We start from the raw sequence: 17,095 nt of genomic DNA on the forward strand, positions 1-17,095 counted from the left end.
CTGCGCTTGAGGGAATCCATAGGCGGTAAATTTTTTGTAACCTTTATTCATATCATTTTGATTCTCATATCGCTCACCTGCATCTTGCCTTTTTTGCATCTGCTTGCGTTGTCCGTAAGCTCAGGGCATGCGGTTGATCTGGGACAGGTCTTGTTCTGGCCGGTGGGACTTGATTTCACCGTTTACAACTACTTTTTCGAGAATACGCCAGCCTTGCGCGCCTTTACCAACAGCGTGATCATTACCTTGGGAGGAACGGTCTTGAGCATGTTGGCCACGGTGCTGACGGCCTATCCTTTATCCCGACGGCACCTCTACGCCCGCAAGCCGATCACAATGGCTGCATTATTCACCATGCTCTTCGGCGGAGGCATGATCCCGACTTACCTGGTCATGAATAGCCTGCATTTAATCAATACGTATTGGGCCCTTTGGTTTGCCGGGCTAATCAGCACCTATAATATGTTAATTATGAAAAGCTATTTTGAGAGCGTTCCAGGAGAAGTGGCCGAATCCGCCCAGATTGATGGCTGCGGCGAGGTTCGACTGCTCCTGCGCATAATACTTCCCTTGTCTCTTCCTATGCTGGCTACGCTGACGTTATTTTACGGGGTTGGCTACTGGAATATGTTTATGAGCGTCATTCTTTACATTAATGAGACGAGTTTGCAGAATCTGACCGTTGTCGTTCAGGGGATGTTGCAAATTCAGGGGAACTTCAACATGGCGGCCATGGATATGATGCAGCAACAGGAAATGGTATCCGAAAAACTGAAGGCGGTAGGGGTTGTGGTGATGGTCGTGCCCATGCTGGCGGTATACCCCTTCCTGCAAAAATATTTTGTCAAAGGCATTATGCTTGGCTCTATTAAGGGTTAGCGGCAACAAGGAAATTCATTATATATTGAGGGGGATTCCACATGTTTGGACAAACATTCACACCAAGAATGAAGTTCGCGTTGGCACTGGGGTTGTCCGCGGTTATGGCAGCAGGGGCAGTCGGTTGCAGCCAAGCGGAAACAGGATCAAAGGGGAAGAGCGAAAAAAAAGCTACAATTACCGTCTCCAACTATGACAGGGGAAATATTCCCGCAGCGGAGGGAACGGTTGAGGAGAACCGTTGGACCAAGTGGATTAATGAGCGTTCTCCTGTTACGGTCAAGTTTGTGCCGGTGGCACGGGCAGAGGCGGTCAGGAAGCTGAATGTGATGTTCGCATCGGGCAGTGCGCCGGATATTGTCAATGATTATGATACGGGGTTCCGGAATTCCCTGTATCAGCAGAAGCAATTGCTGCCTCTGGACGATTATTTGCAATATGCGCCTGAATACCAGAAGCTGTTGGAGAAGTACCCCCAGCTTCGCAAAGTAGGCACTAAGCCGGACGGCAAGCTGTACGAAATCGGTAAAATCAATGAGCCTCATCTGCAAAGTGTAGCCTTTATTCGAATGGATTGGCTGAAAAAGCTGGGTCTGGAGGTTCCGAGAACGACCGACGAATTGCTTGATGTTCTGAGAGCATTCGTGGAGCAGGATCCTGACGGTAATGGGAAGAAGGATACTTATGGAACCAATATGAGCTACACCTCGGGCGGAATGATAGATTCGATGTTCGGCTCGTATGGGTGGAAACTCTCCGATGATGATACAATTGTTAGAACTTGGGACAACACGCTGGAGTCCCTTAAATTTAAGAAGACATTATTTGAGGAAGGGCTTATCGATAAGGATTACCTCGCGGACAAGAATGGAGCTAAAGCCAAGCAGGATTATCTGAACGGTAAAATAGGCGTGTTCCTTCCCCCTGCTATCACTAACTGGTTTGAGAATACGGTAACGGACATTCAAACGCTCCGCAAGGTTGTTCCGGAGGCGGAGATAGCGCCGATGGAGCAGCCCAGGTCTTCCATGGGGCAATTCGTTCATCATGTGGTTAATCCGGTTCAAATGACCACGGTGATCAATGCTGCGGCCAAAGACCCCAAGGCCGCGATGGAATATATTAATTTCATCATCAAACCGGAGAACGCTCTGATTCTGAAGAAAGGAATTGAGGGAGAGCATTGGAGAGAAGGCGAGGACGGTTTTCCAAAGGTTATCGATCCTGAGAAGAACGCCAAGGAGCTGGACTGGGCTATGGACTATTCCATGTTTTATTCGATCCCTGAGAATCCGCTTCTGATTTCCACCACTGCGTTCGACGTGAACGATCCCGACCAGAAGGCCGGACTGGAAATGTTGAATAAAGCAGACGAGTTTCTGCTTAATCCCGAAGCTCAATATCCTGCGTTAAGCCACTATGAGCATATGCCTTCTCTGCCGAGCGAGCTGGTAGTGATCAATACCAATATCGACAAAGAGATCCAGGACATCTATGCCAAAGGCATTATTGGCGGGGCTCAATATACAGCTGAGCAAGCGGTTGCAGATGCGAAAGCTGCTTGGGAGAAAGGCGGCGGCAAGCAGATTGAGGAATTTATGAACACTTGGTATAAGGAAAACAAGGAGATCGCTTTCCTTGGCAAGGATATCTTGGAGTTGGTTCGCTCCCAGCACTAGCAAAGGGTGCAGGATCTGGAATATAGGATGAATGCGAGCCTAGTTCGGACATGATCGAGCTAGGTTTGCTTTCGGCACGTTGGATATGAGAAGGAGTAGATGAATCGTGACCAATGAAATACTGCTTCAAAAAATCTCGCGGGTAGTGGACAGGCTTATGAATTTGGGCGGCAGCGATTATGAAAAGGATAAAACCGTGGATCAAGCCGATACAAGAGTAGGGATTGTCCAACGAGATTTCGGAATAGAAGAATGGGACTGGCCTCAGGGTGTCGGTCTTTATGGTTTGTACAAGCTGCAAGAATATTACAGTGATCGCCGTTATATGGAGTTTTTTCAGGGATGGTATTCCCGCAATCTGGAGGTTGGTCTGCCGTCCAAAAATATTAATACGACAGCTCCCTATCTGGCTTTGGTTCATCTTCTGGATCAACTGGAGCCATCCAACCAACTGGAACAGTTATGCCAAGATCATGCGAACTGGCTTATTCATGAGCTGCCCAAAACGAAAGAAGGCGGCTTCCAGCATACAGTCACTGCCATTGGCAATCGGGATGGAGTTCACTTGCACAATGGGCAGTTATGGATTGATACGCTCTTTATGGCGGTTCTGTTCCTGGACCAAGCCGGGCGCAAGTTCAATCGACCGGAATGGGAACAAGAAGCCGTTCATCAGATTCTGCTTCATATCAAGTACTTGTACGACAAACATAGCGGACTGTTCTTCCACGGCTGGAGTTTCGAGCGTAATGATAATTTCGGCAGCATCTTCTGGTGCCGCGGCAATTCCTGGTTCACCTACGGCCTCGTCGATTACCTGGAAACTTGCCAGAATACGATTAATCCAGGTGTCCGGGAATTTCTGATTGATACGTACAAGGCGCAGGTCAATGCCCTGGTTCCGCTTCAAGCGGCTTCCGGTCTCTGGCACACCGTACTGCGCGACCCCACCAGCTATGAAGAGGTATCCGGGTCGGCTGCCATTGGCGCGGGTATCCTGAAAGGCATGAAAATCGGTATTCTGGATTCCTCCTATGAAGCTGTTGCGAACAAAGCTATCCAGGCGGTGTGTCAAAATATTAGCGAGGATGGAACCGTGCTGAATGTGTCGGCTGGAACCGGTATGGGAATGGATAGCGAACATTATAAGAACATCACGATCATGCCGATGGCATACGGACAATCCCTTGCTCTTATTGCCTTGTATGAGGCTTTAAAATAATATAAATATAATATGTAACTCGAGGAGGGAGCCGACTGCATCCGAAGAGCTGTCTGGGGTATATAGCCGGAAAAATAAAGGGCAGCTTCAAGATCAAGCTGATCGTCCTGCTCTCGTGTATGGTAACACTTTCATTTGCCTTGGCAGGTTGGATGGTTTATCGATCGAATATCCAATTAATGGAGGACGAAATTAGCAAGCAGTTCTCCATCGCCACCGAACAGGCATTGAACAGACTGGAGATGTCCTTCCAGGAAATCAACCGGGTATCCCTGTCTATTACCCTGAATCCGTCCATTGAACGGTTTCTTAAAGAGAACATTGTTTATGAAAGCGATTCCTACACTCAATTCAAGAACCGCAAATACGTGGAAGAACAGTTGAATATGCTGCTGGTGGATGCCCCGTCCATCCGTTCCGTGTTTCTGTACAATGAGAAGGGGGAACTGACGGTTCTCTCCAAAACCGGTGCGTCGGGAGAACCGGGAGCGAATGACTTGACCAGACTGATGGAGAAGCTTGAGCCTCATAGAGGGAACATGGTTTGGAGCCGGGCCGAGGCGGTCAGCGCCATTGATCCGAACGGACGCAGAACCGTTCTGATTGCTGCCAGACGGATGCTCAATGAGAAGCTGATCCCGTACGGCACTATGGTGATGGTGATAGAGGAAAGTCTGGTATCCAAGGTGCTGCGGGAACTGATGCATAACGGCAGAGGCAAGTTATTGCTGCTGGAACCTATGGGCGGCATGCTCTACTCCAATACCGAGCAGAGCGAGGCGGAGCAGCTCTTGCAACTGTCACAGGAAAGTTATCCCCAGCATGTCGAAATGGATGGCATCACCTATCTGTTCGTCCGACACGAGTTAATACCGGCAGGCTTTACCTTATACGGAGGAGCTTCCTTGCAGGAGATACAGAGGAGAAATAAAGACATTATCCGAATATTGGTATTCGCCGGAATCGGCATCATCCTGCTCAGTGCACTGCTGATTACGATTTCGACCCGGACGCTTCTGTCTCCTCTAGGCCATCTGATGCAGGGACTACGGATGTTGCGTTCCGGCGATTTCACGGTTCGTGTCAAGGTGAATTCCGGCGACGAGCTGGGATACATCGGAGATAGCTTCAACAACATGGCGGAGCAAGTGAGCGAACTGATCAACAAGGTATATCTGGCTCAGATCAGCCAGACGGAATCGGAGCTGAAGGCCATCCAGGCACAGCTGAACCCTCATTATCTGCACAACCTGTTCAATGAGCTGTATTGGAAGCTGTACAGCAACGATCAGGAGGAGACGGCGCTTCTGATCCACGCCATCTCGGAGATGCTGAAGTATTCCCTTAAACCTGTCCAGACGGATACGACTCTTGGCGAAGAGTTGAATCAGATCCGCAATTACATCAAGATCCAGACGGAACTATTCACCGGCGAGATTGAAACGATTATTCAAGCTGATGAGTCCTTGCTGAGTCTGAGGATGATGCGATCCCTTCTGCTGCCGGTGGTGGAGAATGTGTTTGTACACGCTTTCCGTGATATGGATCAAGACCGGGTGCTGCGGATCAAAGCGTTTCTATTAGATGAGGCGCTTCATATCGAGGTGGCTGATAACGGATGCGGTATGGATCAAGAAACCCTGAGAACCTTGACAGAGGCGGAGGATGTGCTGCAGGACGGCAATAAACTAGGGATCGGCTACAAAAGCGTGCTTCGGCGCATTCAGCTGGTATACGGCTCCGCATATGGAGTGAAGATTACCAGCAGTAAAGGGAACGGAACAGTTATTCACATGACGCTTCCTATTAAATCCGGGACACCGGGGAGTCATGAGGAGGGGGATAGATGAAGGGCAAGCTGTTTATTGCCGAGGATCAGCCCAACTTCCGCAAGGGACTGCTGAAGCTGGCGGGGAAGCGACCTGCCGACTGGGTAGTGACGGGAGAAGCGACTAATGGTCGGGACGCCTTGTACATGATGGAGCAAAGTGTCCCGGATCTCTTGCTGACCGATATTCGGATGCCCCATATAGATGGATTGCAGCTGACAGAAGAAATCAGAAGCCGCGGCTGGATGACCAAGATTGTAATTGTAACCGGATTCAAGGATTTCTCGTATGCCCAGTCCGCCGTCAAGTTCGGCGTGCAGGACTTTATCACCAAGCCTTGTGTAGAAACAGATATATTAAGCGTACTTGATCGGATTTATGTACAGCTGATTCAGGAAAGCCAGACCCAGCTCTCGGTGGAAGGCTGGAGAAGTCAGCATGAAGACAGCGAGCTGCGCTCGGCTATTATGGGCTTGCCCTGCAACGGCGAAGAGGTGGAGGCTTTGCTGAAGCGGATGAAGCAATGTGAACTGCACATTCTCCGTATTCCTACCTTTTTCCCCACGGAGAAGCATTATTCCGACCAAGATGTACCGCTGTTGCAGTTCGCTTTCGCCAATATTGCCGGTGAGCACTTGATTAGATGGTTTCCCGGCAGTTTTCGCCTGTTTCCCTTGAACGCATCGGAGTGGGCCTTATTGGTGGACCAGAGTTCTTCCCGATCGGATATGCTCCCCTCATGGCAGCAGATACTCGCCGATTCGGTTCATCATTATTTGGGACTGACTCTTGAATGCAGCGAACAAGGGCTATGCGCTACCACGAAGGAATTGTACCAGGGCTATAGACGATATTGCAACGAGGGGAGGCGTGAACACAGTTCCGCCGGCGAATCATTGCTCAACCAGACGGCGCTTTACGAGAAGGAGAGGGAAATTATAACCTGGCTGATGTCGGAGGATAACAGCCGCCTGGGTCAGGAACTGCAGGAACAAGCCGTTCGGATCAGCCGGTTGCCTCCGCAAGCCGCCAAGATCGAAGCGCTGCTGCTGGTTGCCGCAATTCTCCGGCTAGTGCAGGTTCAGTTCCCCGAATGGCAAATGACCGTGCGCTCCATAGAGTGGGATGTTGTCTACCAATGTGTGACGTCGAAGGATATAGCGGCATGGCTGCAGGGATATATCGATGAATTTCTGCAGTCTCACAATACCTGGCTTGCCAGCAAGAACGATAATCCGGTCAAGCAGGCAATCCGGTTTATTGAAGAATCATACATGGGGGTATGCGGCTTGGCCGAGGTGGCGGCTCATGTCCATCTCAACCCCAGCTACTTCAGCAAACTGTTTAAAAAGGAAACCGGGGAAGGTGTAATCGGCTATATTCAGAAGCTGCGCGTACAGAAGGCGAAGCTTCTATTGAAAAGCACAGATATGAAAATATTTGAAATTGCCGAGGCTACCGGCTTCAACGACTCCAATTATTTCACGCATATGTTCAACAGGATAGCGGGAGTCTCCCCCAAAGAATACCGCAAGCAGATGGTTGACCCGTGACTCTTATATAGACTCCAAATCGATTATAGTGTCCAAATCTATTATAGTGCGAGGAGGATTATAAATGTTCAAAAACAGTTTCAGGCATCTATTGCTTTGTCTTGCAGTGTTATTGATGCTGCCGCAAGGAATTGGAGCGGTTGCGGCTGAGGCATCCATGCCGGATTCGCCAGTGTCGATGCCGGCATCGACCGAAGGGGGATTGGAAGTGTCTAATTTCTACAATGTAATTATGCAGGTAGGCGCCGACCCTTGGGTGTACAAGCACACGGACGGCTATTACTACAACTCCTTTGCCAACGCCAGTGGTGTCATGATCCGCAGAGCGAAGACCATCAGCGGCCTTGAAGCGGGCGAGAGGAGACTGACCTGGTCGCCGGTCAAGGATACCATGTACAGCTCTAATATCTGGGCGCCGGAGATGCATTATCTCAAAGATACCGATGGCTCTTACAAATGGTATATTTACTTCGCGGCCGATAACGGAACCAATGCTAACCACCGCATGTACGTGCTGGAGAACGCCAATGAGAACCCGATGACCGGAACTTGGGAGTTCAAAGGTAAAATTACCGATTCCAGCGACCGCTGGGCTATTGACGGAACTGTGCTGACTGTAAATGATGAACACTATTTCATCTGGTCAGGTTGGGAGAATATGGACGGAAGCTTTCAAAATTTATATATTTCGAAGATGAGCAATCCATGGACGATCAGCTCGGAACGGGTATTGCTCTCGACGCCTGAATATGATTGGGAATCGTCCCCGGGCAGGATCAATGAAGGACCGCAAGTGACGATAAAGGGCGACATCATCAATCTGGTCTATTCCGCCAACGGAAGCTGGACAGACAGTTATTGCCTCGGGTTGATTACGGCCCATATTGGCGCCGATCTGATGGATCCCGAGTCTTGGGTTAAGCATGACGAGCCAATCTTCTCTAGCGCTAACGGCGTTTATGGTCCGGGTCACCACAGTCTGGTGACCTCGCCCGACGGCAGCGAGGACTGGATTATCTACCATGCCGCCCGCTGGCCGGGATCAGGGTGGACCCGCAATGTTCGCGCACAGAAATTTACCTGGAACGCAGACGGAACACCGAACTTAGGTGAACCCGTCGACCCGAACATACCGATTGCGATACCTTCGGGAGAGCCGGTACGTCAACGCTATGAGGCGGAGACTGCCGTGCTGGGGAAAGATCCCGCCAGCGCGATCGGCCCTGCCGTACGGCGGGAAGGCAGCGCATCGGGCGGGATGAAGATCGCTAATATCCAAAATGCAGGCGATCATATCCAGTATACGGTCAACGTGCCGGATGCAGGATTTTATATGATGTCCGTTCGCAGCGCCAATGGTTCATCGAGCGGGGGGGATGCTTCCCAAATCATGTCGGTCAACGGCAGTCCCGGAGCTAGACTAAACACCGTCTATTCCGGCTGGAATCGTTGGGGAGTCTCTACAGCGAAAATCTATCTTGAACAAGGTGACAATACGATCCGCTTCTCGGGCGGCGGCGGTCTTGTCGAGATGGACAGTCTGGATCTGTTCAAGCTTGAAGCAGGCTCCGAGCTATTATTCGATTCTCCGGGGTACACGCTGGGATTGGGGGAGAGCCGCAGCTTGCCCGTGCATACGGTTTCAGGTACGACCCATTCTCTTGCAGGCAGCGGAGTTTCCTTCAGTTCCTCCAATACAGAGGTCGCCATTGTTGAAGAAACGATTGAGGGAACGGTGATCAAGGGGATTAAGGCGGGCAGTGCCACGATAACCGCAACCTATAACGGGCTAATGGCTACGGCCGCCGTTTATGTTGCCGCTGAACCCAGGTCCGTGCAGTCCGTTGCGATTAGCGGATTAAACAACGTCCTGACCAGCGGACTGACAGGACAACTGCAGATAACGGCACGTTACAACACCTATGAGGAACAGGATGTGACGGCTGATGCTGGCGCCAAGTACTTCAGCAGCAACCCCGGCGTGGCTAAGGTTACAACCATCGGTCAGGTATATGACACCGAGCCGGGGGATACGGTGATTAAAGCTGTATACGGCGGCAAGGAAGCCGCATTCAACTTGACGGTAACGCCTGAACCATCCCAGGTTCCGCAAGTCGTTTCTCAAGTCAAGACCCCTTCGGGAGTGACACCTAGACTGCCCGGCGTTGTTAACGTCGTCTACAATGGGGAGGAGTACTCAGCCGGGATCAGCTGGAAGCTGGAAGGCATTCATTTCAACTCGCTTGGTTTCGTACAGATACCCGTCTTATTGACTCTGAATGGCGAGGATTTGCCTGCGAGCGCTTCCGTAGAAGTTGTTCCGGACTGGGGTCTTGATGGTATTGTGAATGAAATTCGCAGCAGGCTGGACAGTTTCTCATACCCTCTGGGCGAAAGCCTCGGTACTTATAGTCCTGCCGCATACAATACGCTCTTGGCTACGCTGCTTCAGGCAGAGACGTTGTCTGCAGACGGCAATCTGACGGAAGCGCAATTTAACCAGATGCGAACTTCACTTGCCGAAGCGGAAGCCGCTTTGTTAGGTTCGCTCAACAGTAAGCAGGATGGCGTGTTCTACAACGCTTACCGGGATTTCTCCGGCGATGAGACGGGCAAGTTTCCTTTCGGAATTATGGTTAGAGAGCTGACCAATGGCGCTACCGCCACTGTGTTAGAGGAAGACGGGAATAAATTCCTTCGATTGACCACCGCTGCTACTCCGGGCAAAGCCAACTTGTTCCTTCCTTATCTGGACGAGGTGACGGCTACAGGAGATCAGCGCATCATTATCGAATATCGCGCCAGATTGAACAGCAGCTTCCAATACGCGAATGGCGCTATGGTGAGAAACGACAGCGGAACGGATAATTATTCTATGGTCACGGCCTTTGATCTGGGGAAAATTATCGTGCAATCCGGACCTACCAAGCATAAAGTCAAAGACTTTAATTACAATGGTACATGGTATAAGTTCAGGATGGAAGCCAACTGGGATGCCAAAACGTATACCGTCTATTTAAACGATGATCCTACTCCGATAGCCGAGAACTATGTATTCCGTCATACAGGTGGTGACAAGCTGACTGGACAGCTCTTTGGCGTCGACGGTTACGCCAACGCCTCCATTGATTTCGACGATTTCAAAGTCATGGTTATCGGAGGAGCGAAGATTGCGCCTGAAGGGCTTGGGACAGTCGCTGAAACAGCCGAAGGCGCCAATGACGGTCGGATCACCGGCGTGAACGCCGCCATGGAATGGTCTTCCGATCATGGGGGCGTGTGGTCTCGCGTAGAGGGCGATGCCATTGCGAATTTGGCGCCTGGCACGTATTGGGTCCGATACTCCGCGACGGATACGCATAAGGCGAGTCCTCATGTGGAGCTGACAGTTGCGGGCCACCAACCGCAGCGTCAAGTCACCGGCGTGAGTCTGGACAAGACCAGTATGCAGTTGTATACCGATTCCGAAAGCTCTACCGTCCAGCTTATCGCAACCGTGGAACCTGCCGATGCGACTGACAAGAGCGTGACGTGGAGCAGTTCCAATCCTGATGTAGCTGCGGTGGATGAGAATGGGATTGTTACGGCGATTGCTCAAGGTACAGCTATAATTACAGTAACAACAGTCGATAGCGGTTACCAGGCGACTAGCATCATTACAGTATCCGACTCGCCGATTTCAACACCCACTGTAGATACGTTGAGCAATCAGTTACAAGCGTACGTCATCTCAGGCGATGTGAGCGGACCGCTAGTTAAGCAATTGACGAACCGGCTGAATCAGGTGGAACATCACTTGTCAGGTGGACGGCACTCACAGGCAGCTAAACATCTGGAAGACTTCCTTAAGCACTTGAATAATCGGTCGATGCAGAGGCATGTGACGGAGGAAGCGAAGCAGAAGCTGGAATCCTTGGCAAACCAGTTGCTGGAATCTTGGTCATCAAAGTGAGAATAGCCATGACCGCTTGCATGAACGACATATGGAACGAGAAAGCGCCGTACCCCAAGGTATCGGCGCTCTTCTTCTGCAGATTCCTATGATAAGGAATTTTCAATAGCTTTGTAATGTTCAGTTTTTTCAAATGCCATAGTAAGACGCGGCAAAGGTATGCCCAACTTTTTTGCTTCTCTCACCACTTCAGCTACCGCAAAACCCGCTTTACTATTGTTGTATTCCATGAAAAGTCGTGGTAAGCTGCCCTTTGCGAAAATAAACTTGTGAAAAAGCGTGCCGAGAAGCGCCGGCGGAATCTTAGTCAACAGCAGCAAAATCATATCCCTCTTTGCGCCTCTTGCTTTAAGTACAGGCGCCATTTCTCTCATATGTTTACCAACATTTGCGAATGAGTCGCTATGGTTCATGATCGCTGGAAAACTTCCACGTTTTAACACCTCGGTCTCCATTGCTGCATTCATGGCAAAGTGATTCCATAGCCAGCTTTGCATATCCTTTATCCAACTAATTTTAAAATGGGCGCTTTCAAAGCATTCCTTGACCAATTGGTTAATAGGTTCGGTGCCTGCCCGTGGTTTTTCAAGAAATACCATTTTCAAAAAACCGCCTCTAAGCTTGTTGTTCTCGATGCCGCCTCCTGCACCGGGGAAACCAAAGACAACATTGTTCATAGACAATGGCGCGATCGATGATTTCAAATCTTTCCAAATGTTATTGAATAGGAGGATAGGGGTATTCCCTGCAGCAGTTGATAGGAATTGTACAACTTCCGGAAGCTGTTCGGTGTTGACGCTCACAATAATGAGATCATAATTTGGAAGCATCTCCTCATGTAGTTTGACCTTCCAGCTTTCTTCTATCAGCTTTTTCCCTCTTCGCGCATCCCACATTTCAAGCTCTATACGGCTTCCGAAGGTTTCTTTTCTTCCTTTTCTAACGTAAAATTCAACAGTATGCCCGGCCTGTTCGAAAGCCCACGCATATTGGGTCGATATTACACCTCTACCGAAGAATAAAATTCTCATGTTAACCTCCCGAAAATAGTTGATCATCCTTGTTGATGATGCTACAACGTGTTGTATAATGACATTGTATGCATTCACTATAAGGCCATCAACCATCAGATTTTTATGATCTGTCGGATAATCGATTAAACAGAAAAGAGGCCAATCATGAAGAAGCAACCTGAAATTACGGACAAAACAAGGCAAACATTTATTAATGTATTCTGTGATTTATACAGTCGAAAACCAATTGAAAAAATATCTATTCAAGAGATTGCTAACAAGTCAGGATATAATCGCAGTACATTTTATCAATACTTTACAGATATTTATGAGTTGTTGAACTACGTTGAAGAGAAGGTTATGAAATCCATTAACGAGGAAATGGCACGCAGGGAGCTATCTGCGCATTCTTTCCAGGATGCGCTTCAGTGCCTGGAGAGTACAGAAGACATTCTAGTCCTGAAAGCTCTCTTGGGCGACTATGGTTCTGTTCATTTTGTTGAACGCCTGAAAAGGGAAATTCCCTTTGAGAGACTGATTGCGGACTTTACAACACATGATAACTTAGCGCCATACCTGGTTGAGTTTTATATATCAACCTTGATATCTTTGTTTCGCCTTTGGATACGCAACGGCAAAGATTTATCGTCGGAAGAATTGGCCAATCTGATCGATAGCTTATTTGCAAATGGGATAAAACCGTATTATATCTTTGGCACGTTGATCGACTAGGAGGCATTCATGTCCTGGAGCAAACTGAAACAAAATCTGGAAAGTTTTCTTTGTCCCGCTTTGAGCGATTCGTCTCATGCGATTCGGTGGTATCAGGAATAAACATGTGGCATTAATGATTTTGCCGAATTTTCGTTCCATGCAAGGCGTTTTTTCGAAGGCATACCCGGGGGGAACGTCAAGGAAAAGGAACGCAGCAGGGGTCAAAAAGGCGGTGAAAGATGCCCATATTTAAACGGATAAAAATATGAACTCCGCCGAATGTTACATTCGGGGGAGTTTTTTTGCATAGCGGGCCTTGTCAGAGGTAAAAGACGTGATTATAACGGTCACAGCGCGCTGCGGGAGCACTGATGTCAAAATGTGCACGGTGTAAAAAAGTGTGCATTGTTCCGTATGACAGTGATGGAATATAGTGAAAAATATGTGCAGTCGATATTAACATCAACGGTATTCGAAAGCAGGGAGAATGGATTGAAGCCTAACCGGATTTTCGTCAAAATGATTTTTTCTTATTTGCCCATTTTTTACAGCGTCGTCGTTATCATCTTTGTTGTGTCCACCATTCTGATCCACGAGTCCTCCCAGAAACAAACGTTGAAAACGAAACAAGCGCTCGCGAATCATGCAGTTGCCATCTTGGAGCAAACGTTCAAATCGATCGACGGCTCCGTCATTAATGAAATCGATCAAAATGAGGATCTGCGCAAATATTTGTATACGAAGGATCGGTTCGAAAAATATTATTACGCCAACAAAGTATCGGACGCATTTAATGCGCTCGTCGTCAACAATAAATGGATCAACAGCGTGTACTTGTACAGCATAGCGGACGAGACCGTCATCAGCTCGAGCATCTCGACCCGCGTCGAAGCGTTTGGCGACGAAGCGTTTATTCGCACGCTGTCATCGGATACGTTTCCGGTCGGCTGGACGAACAAGAGAGAATACAAGGAACTGGAATACGATAGGCTCGTCAGCGTCTTTTCCATTGTTAAGCCGTTTCCGCTGTTTACGGCAGAGAAAGGATATATCGTCGTCAACGTTAACGTCGGAACGGTGCAACAGCTTCTGAACGAGATGACCAATAGCGATGTCGGCAGTCTCAATCTATACGACAAAGAAGGCTTGCCGCTTTTTGGCGAGCAGGGGAAAGATATGTTGCTGGTCCGGTCCGATTACTTGGGCTGGTCCGTGGGCACTTCGATCGGGCAGTCCGGCCCGCTTGCGTGGGCATCCACGATTTCCATGTGGTGGATCGTATTCGGCTTGTGCGCGGTTTTGATGGGAACATTGGCCATCATCCTCATTTCGTTCAAACAATCGAAGCCAATAGAAGAGATTTCCCGGCAAATATTAAGTTATGTGGACCAGGCGTTCGGCAAAAAAAAGAAAGACAGAAATGACGATTTTAAATTTATTCAATCCGCTTTGCAGCATTTGATTAAAGACTCCAGCCAATCGAAACAACATTTGAAAGAAAATATCAATTTCCGGCGACAACAGCTGTTTCAGGAGCTGTTGAACGCCGACGACGCCCACGCAAGGCCTCGCTGGGCGATAGAGCTTAAGGAGCTGGGGCATTCTGGCGATTATGCCGCAATCTCGATATTCGTCATCGAGATCGACAATTATAGCGTGTTCAGTTCGCGGTATGTAGAACGGGATCAGGATTTGATGAAGTTCGCGATAAGCTGCGTCGTTAAGGAGGTATTCGAAGCTCAAGGCGTCGAGGTCTGGACGAATTGGATGAATCAGCAGCAGGCGGCGTGTATTGCTTTCCTGGGACGGGAGCATCTCCAAACGTTATCCGATTGCTGGCGAGAGCTTCAATCCTGGATCGGGCAAAACTTGAAGCTCACAGTCACGTTAGGCGTCACGGAAACTTTGGAGAATGCCGACCATCTGCATGTGTCGTTCCATAAAGCGTTGAACGCGCTCGATTACAAATCGGTTTACGGCAGCAATGCCGTTATCGCGTACGAAAATATTGACGCGAAAGGGCAAGGCGAAGTGTTCGAGCATTTGCTGGTCATACGATCTATTGGCCATTCCTTCCGGGAAGGAGATCCGAAGTGGTCTTCTACGTTGGACGAGCTGATCGGAACGATGAGGGCAAGATCATACAGCCGTACGAATATTTCGAACCTGCTGCAATATTTGGTTTACCAGCTCTATAAGGATATTAGCGGCTTGCCTTTGCAAGGCGAGGATCCCATTAAACGGCTTAATGAGGCTGCGGATGCGGTCGAGACGATCGAAGACATCGAAGGACCGTTCAAGGCAGCCTTGGAGGAGTTGGCCGAGCGGATTTATGCGTTCCGGGGGAAGCAGAGCAACAAAAGCATTGTATATGAGGCAAAAACTTATATTGAAGATCATTATGACGATCCGGATTTATCGTTATCGATGCTCGGCGAGAAGTTTGAGATCCATTCCAGTTATCTTAGCCGTTTGTTTAAAGAAGAGTTTAACGAAAATTTTGTCGATATGCTGGCCCGCGTGCGAATTGAACGAGCGAAGGCGCTGCTAGAGAACAGTAACGATACGTTGCAGGAAATTGCCGCAAAAGTCGGATATACGCATTATTTTTCGTTCAGCCGCGTGTTTAAAAAGCTGGAGAAAATGCCGGTTAGCCAATATCGCAAAATGATGGATTCGCAGTCGGACCACCTTTCTTGATAGAGGCCACATCATTTGCAATTTCGGATTTGCAGGCGTTATGGGGGCAAAAGATGTGCTTGCCCGCAAAAGGTGTTTATTGTGGCGGCCCCTGTTCTCTAATACAGTGGAGCCATCGCCGCTATCGAGCCGGGAGGCAAGATGGCCGCGCACACAATAAACCCGAGGGGGAAGCGGAAAAGATGAATAAAAAAGCGTTAACTCTGGCGACGTCGCTCGCGCTGGTCGGAACGATCGTCGCAGGATGCGGAAGCGACAACAATAGTACAGGCGGGAGCGGCAACGCCAGCACAGGCGGAGGAGACAAAAATTCGACCGTCACTCTGCGTCTTTTGACCACCAATCCACTCGTTGGCGAGGAGTCCATCGAGCTGTTCGAAGAACAAAACCCGGGCATCAAGGTCAATTATGAATACGTGCCGACGGCCGATTACTCCGCTAAATTCGCCGCTCTGGCAGCAGGCGGGGAAATCCCCGACGTGTTCTGGACGCAATCGGGCTTTTATACGGATCAGATCAAGCAAGGACTGGTGAGGGATCTATCCGAGGAAATGAAGACGATGAACTACGAAGGCGACCAAGTATGGGAGGAGACGTTTATTCCGGCGCTGCTCGACAATGCGAGGAATGTCGTCAAGAAGGGATTAGGCGAACGGGACAACTACGATTACGGCGTACCGTTTACGATGACGACGATCGCGGTCATGTATGACAAAACGATCTTCGATCAATTGGGCATCGCTCCGCCTGCAACCTGGGACGAGTTTATGGCGAACAACGAAACGCTGAAGCAAGCCGGTTATACCGCTCTGTCGATGCATAACAACTGGATCGACTGGTATCCGCGTTTGTTCTGGGATCAATATACGCGCGACGAATTGACGAGCAATCCGAACGCGTTCGAGGACGGCACGATGTCCTTCTCAAGCGAAAGCGTGAAGCAAGGATTGGTTTCGTTCAAGGAACTGTGGGACAAAGGTTATTTCCCGAGCAATGGCATTACGGCAGAGCTCCAGGCGATGCAGCAAATGTTCGTGCAGCGCAAGCTTGGCCAATTCCTGATCGCGCCGGATAAGCTGGAGTACATTATCAACAACGCGCCTAAAGACATGTCGCTTGCAACCTTTGCGCTGCCGGGCATTGCCGGCTTGCCAAGCCGCTCTCTCGGCGGATCCAGCAACGTGTTCGCGGTGAGCGAGAAGACGGAGCATCCGGAGGAAGCTGTTCGTCTGCTTAAATTCATTACTTCCAAAACACATTTCTCGGGAGTAGACGCGCTTAAATATTCGAATTCCGGCTTGAACAATATCGAAAGCGAGCCGGAGCTGGGGCAATTCCTGTCCGGTTTCACCCATGCGGCGGCCGGCGGCTTCAGTCCGGACATTCTCGTACCGACGACGATCAATACGCAGATCAGCACCGCGTTTAAGACCGATCTGCTTCCAAACTATTTGTTCGGGAAGATCAGTCTGGACGAAATAACCGAACAATTGCAGAAGTTGTACGAGGAAACAACCAAGAACTAGCAACCGGGCAAGGCGATTGGCATGCTAA

The 17,095-nt window shown here is 49.4% G+C and carries 10 protein-coding genes; 9 read left to right on the plus strand and 1 reads right to left on the minus strand.

What is annotated here, in order from left to right; genetic code table 11:
- Positions 1–6 precede the first annotated feature (6 nt).
- The 6 genes from H7F31_RS11360 to H7F31_RS11385 all read left to right on the plus strand — a co-directional run bounded on the left by H7F31_RS11360 (position 7) and on the right by H7F31_RS11385 (position 11,114).
- The gene (locus tag H7F31_RS11360) at positions 7–879 is read left to right on the plus strand and encodes a carbohydrate ABC transporter permease (RefSeq protein WP_261800382.1); all 873 of its coding nucleotides are present in this window, start codon (positions 7–9) and stop codon (positions 877–879) included.
- A 41-nt stretch (positions 880–920) separates the two neighbouring features.
- Complete coding sequence (locus H7F31_RS11365; protein ID WP_187104270.1) at positions 921–2,558, plus strand: extracellular solute-binding protein; 1,638 nt, start codon at positions 921–923, stop codon at positions 2,556–2,558.
- Between the two features lie 106 nt (positions 2,559–2,664).
- Positions 2,665–3,780, plus strand: a complete 1,116-nt coding sequence (locus H7F31_RS11370) for a glycoside hydrolase family 88/105 protein (RefSeq protein WP_261800383.1) — start codon at positions 2,665–2,667, stop codon at positions 3,778–3,780.
- Positions 3,781–3,932: 152 nt separating this feature from the next.
- Positions 3,933–5,630, plus strand: a complete 1,698-nt coding sequence (locus H7F31_RS11375; protein WP_261800384.1) for a cache domain-containing sensor histidine kinase — start codon at positions 3,933–3,935, stop codon at positions 5,628–5,630.
- Positions 5,627–7,162, plus strand: coding sequence for a response regulator transcription factor (locus H7F31_RS11380; RefSeq protein WP_187104272.1), 1,536 nt, complete (start codon positions 5,627–5,629; stop codon positions 7,160–7,162). The genes H7F31_RS11375 and H7F31_RS11380 overlap by 4 nt, the downstream gene beginning before the upstream one ends.
- A gap of 64 nt (positions 7,163–7,226) precedes the next feature.
- Positions 7,227–11,114, plus strand: coding sequence for a family 43 glycosylhydrolase (locus H7F31_RS11385; RefSeq protein WP_187104273.1), 3,888 nt, complete (start codon positions 7,227–7,229; stop codon positions 11,112–11,114).
- Between the two features lie 86 nt (positions 11,115–11,200).
- Here H7F31_RS11385 and H7F31_RS11390 read toward each other — a convergent pair whose 3' ends face one another.
- A complete protein-coding gene (locus tag H7F31_RS11390) occupies positions 11,201–12,145 on the minus strand; it encodes a ketopantoate reductase family protein (protein ID WP_187104274.1) in 945 nt (314 codons plus the stop codon).
- 147 nt (positions 12,146–12,292) lie between these two features.
- Here H7F31_RS11390 and H7F31_RS11395 point away from each other — a divergent pair, with 147 nt between their 5' ends.
- From H7F31_RS11395 to H7F31_RS11405, 3 genes are all read left to right on the plus strand, one after another.
- Positions 12,293–12,859: a TetR/AcrR family transcriptional regulator gene (locus H7F31_RS11395; protein WP_187104275.1), complete on the plus strand. Its 567-nt coding sequence runs from the start codon at positions 12,293–12,295 to the stop codon at positions 12,857–12,859.
- 396 nt (positions 12,860–13,255) lie between these two features.
- Complete coding sequence (locus H7F31_RS11400; RefSeq protein WP_187104276.1) at positions 13,256–15,541, plus strand: AraC family transcriptional regulator; 2,286 nt, start codon at positions 13,256–13,258, stop codon at positions 15,539–15,541.
- Positions 15,542–15,723: 182 nt separating this feature from the next.
- Entirely contained in the window at positions 15,724–17,067 is a 1,344-nt protein-coding gene (locus tag H7F31_RS11405) for an ABC transporter substrate-binding protein (protein ID WP_187104277.1), read from the plus strand.
- The last annotated feature ends 28 nt before the right edge of the window (positions 17,068–17,095 follow it).

The organism is Paenibacillus sp. PAMC21692, from assembly GCF_014303795.1.
Lineage (GTDB): Bacteria > Bacillota > Bacilli > Paenibacillales > Paenibacillaceae > Pristimantibacillus > Pristimantibacillus agaridevorans.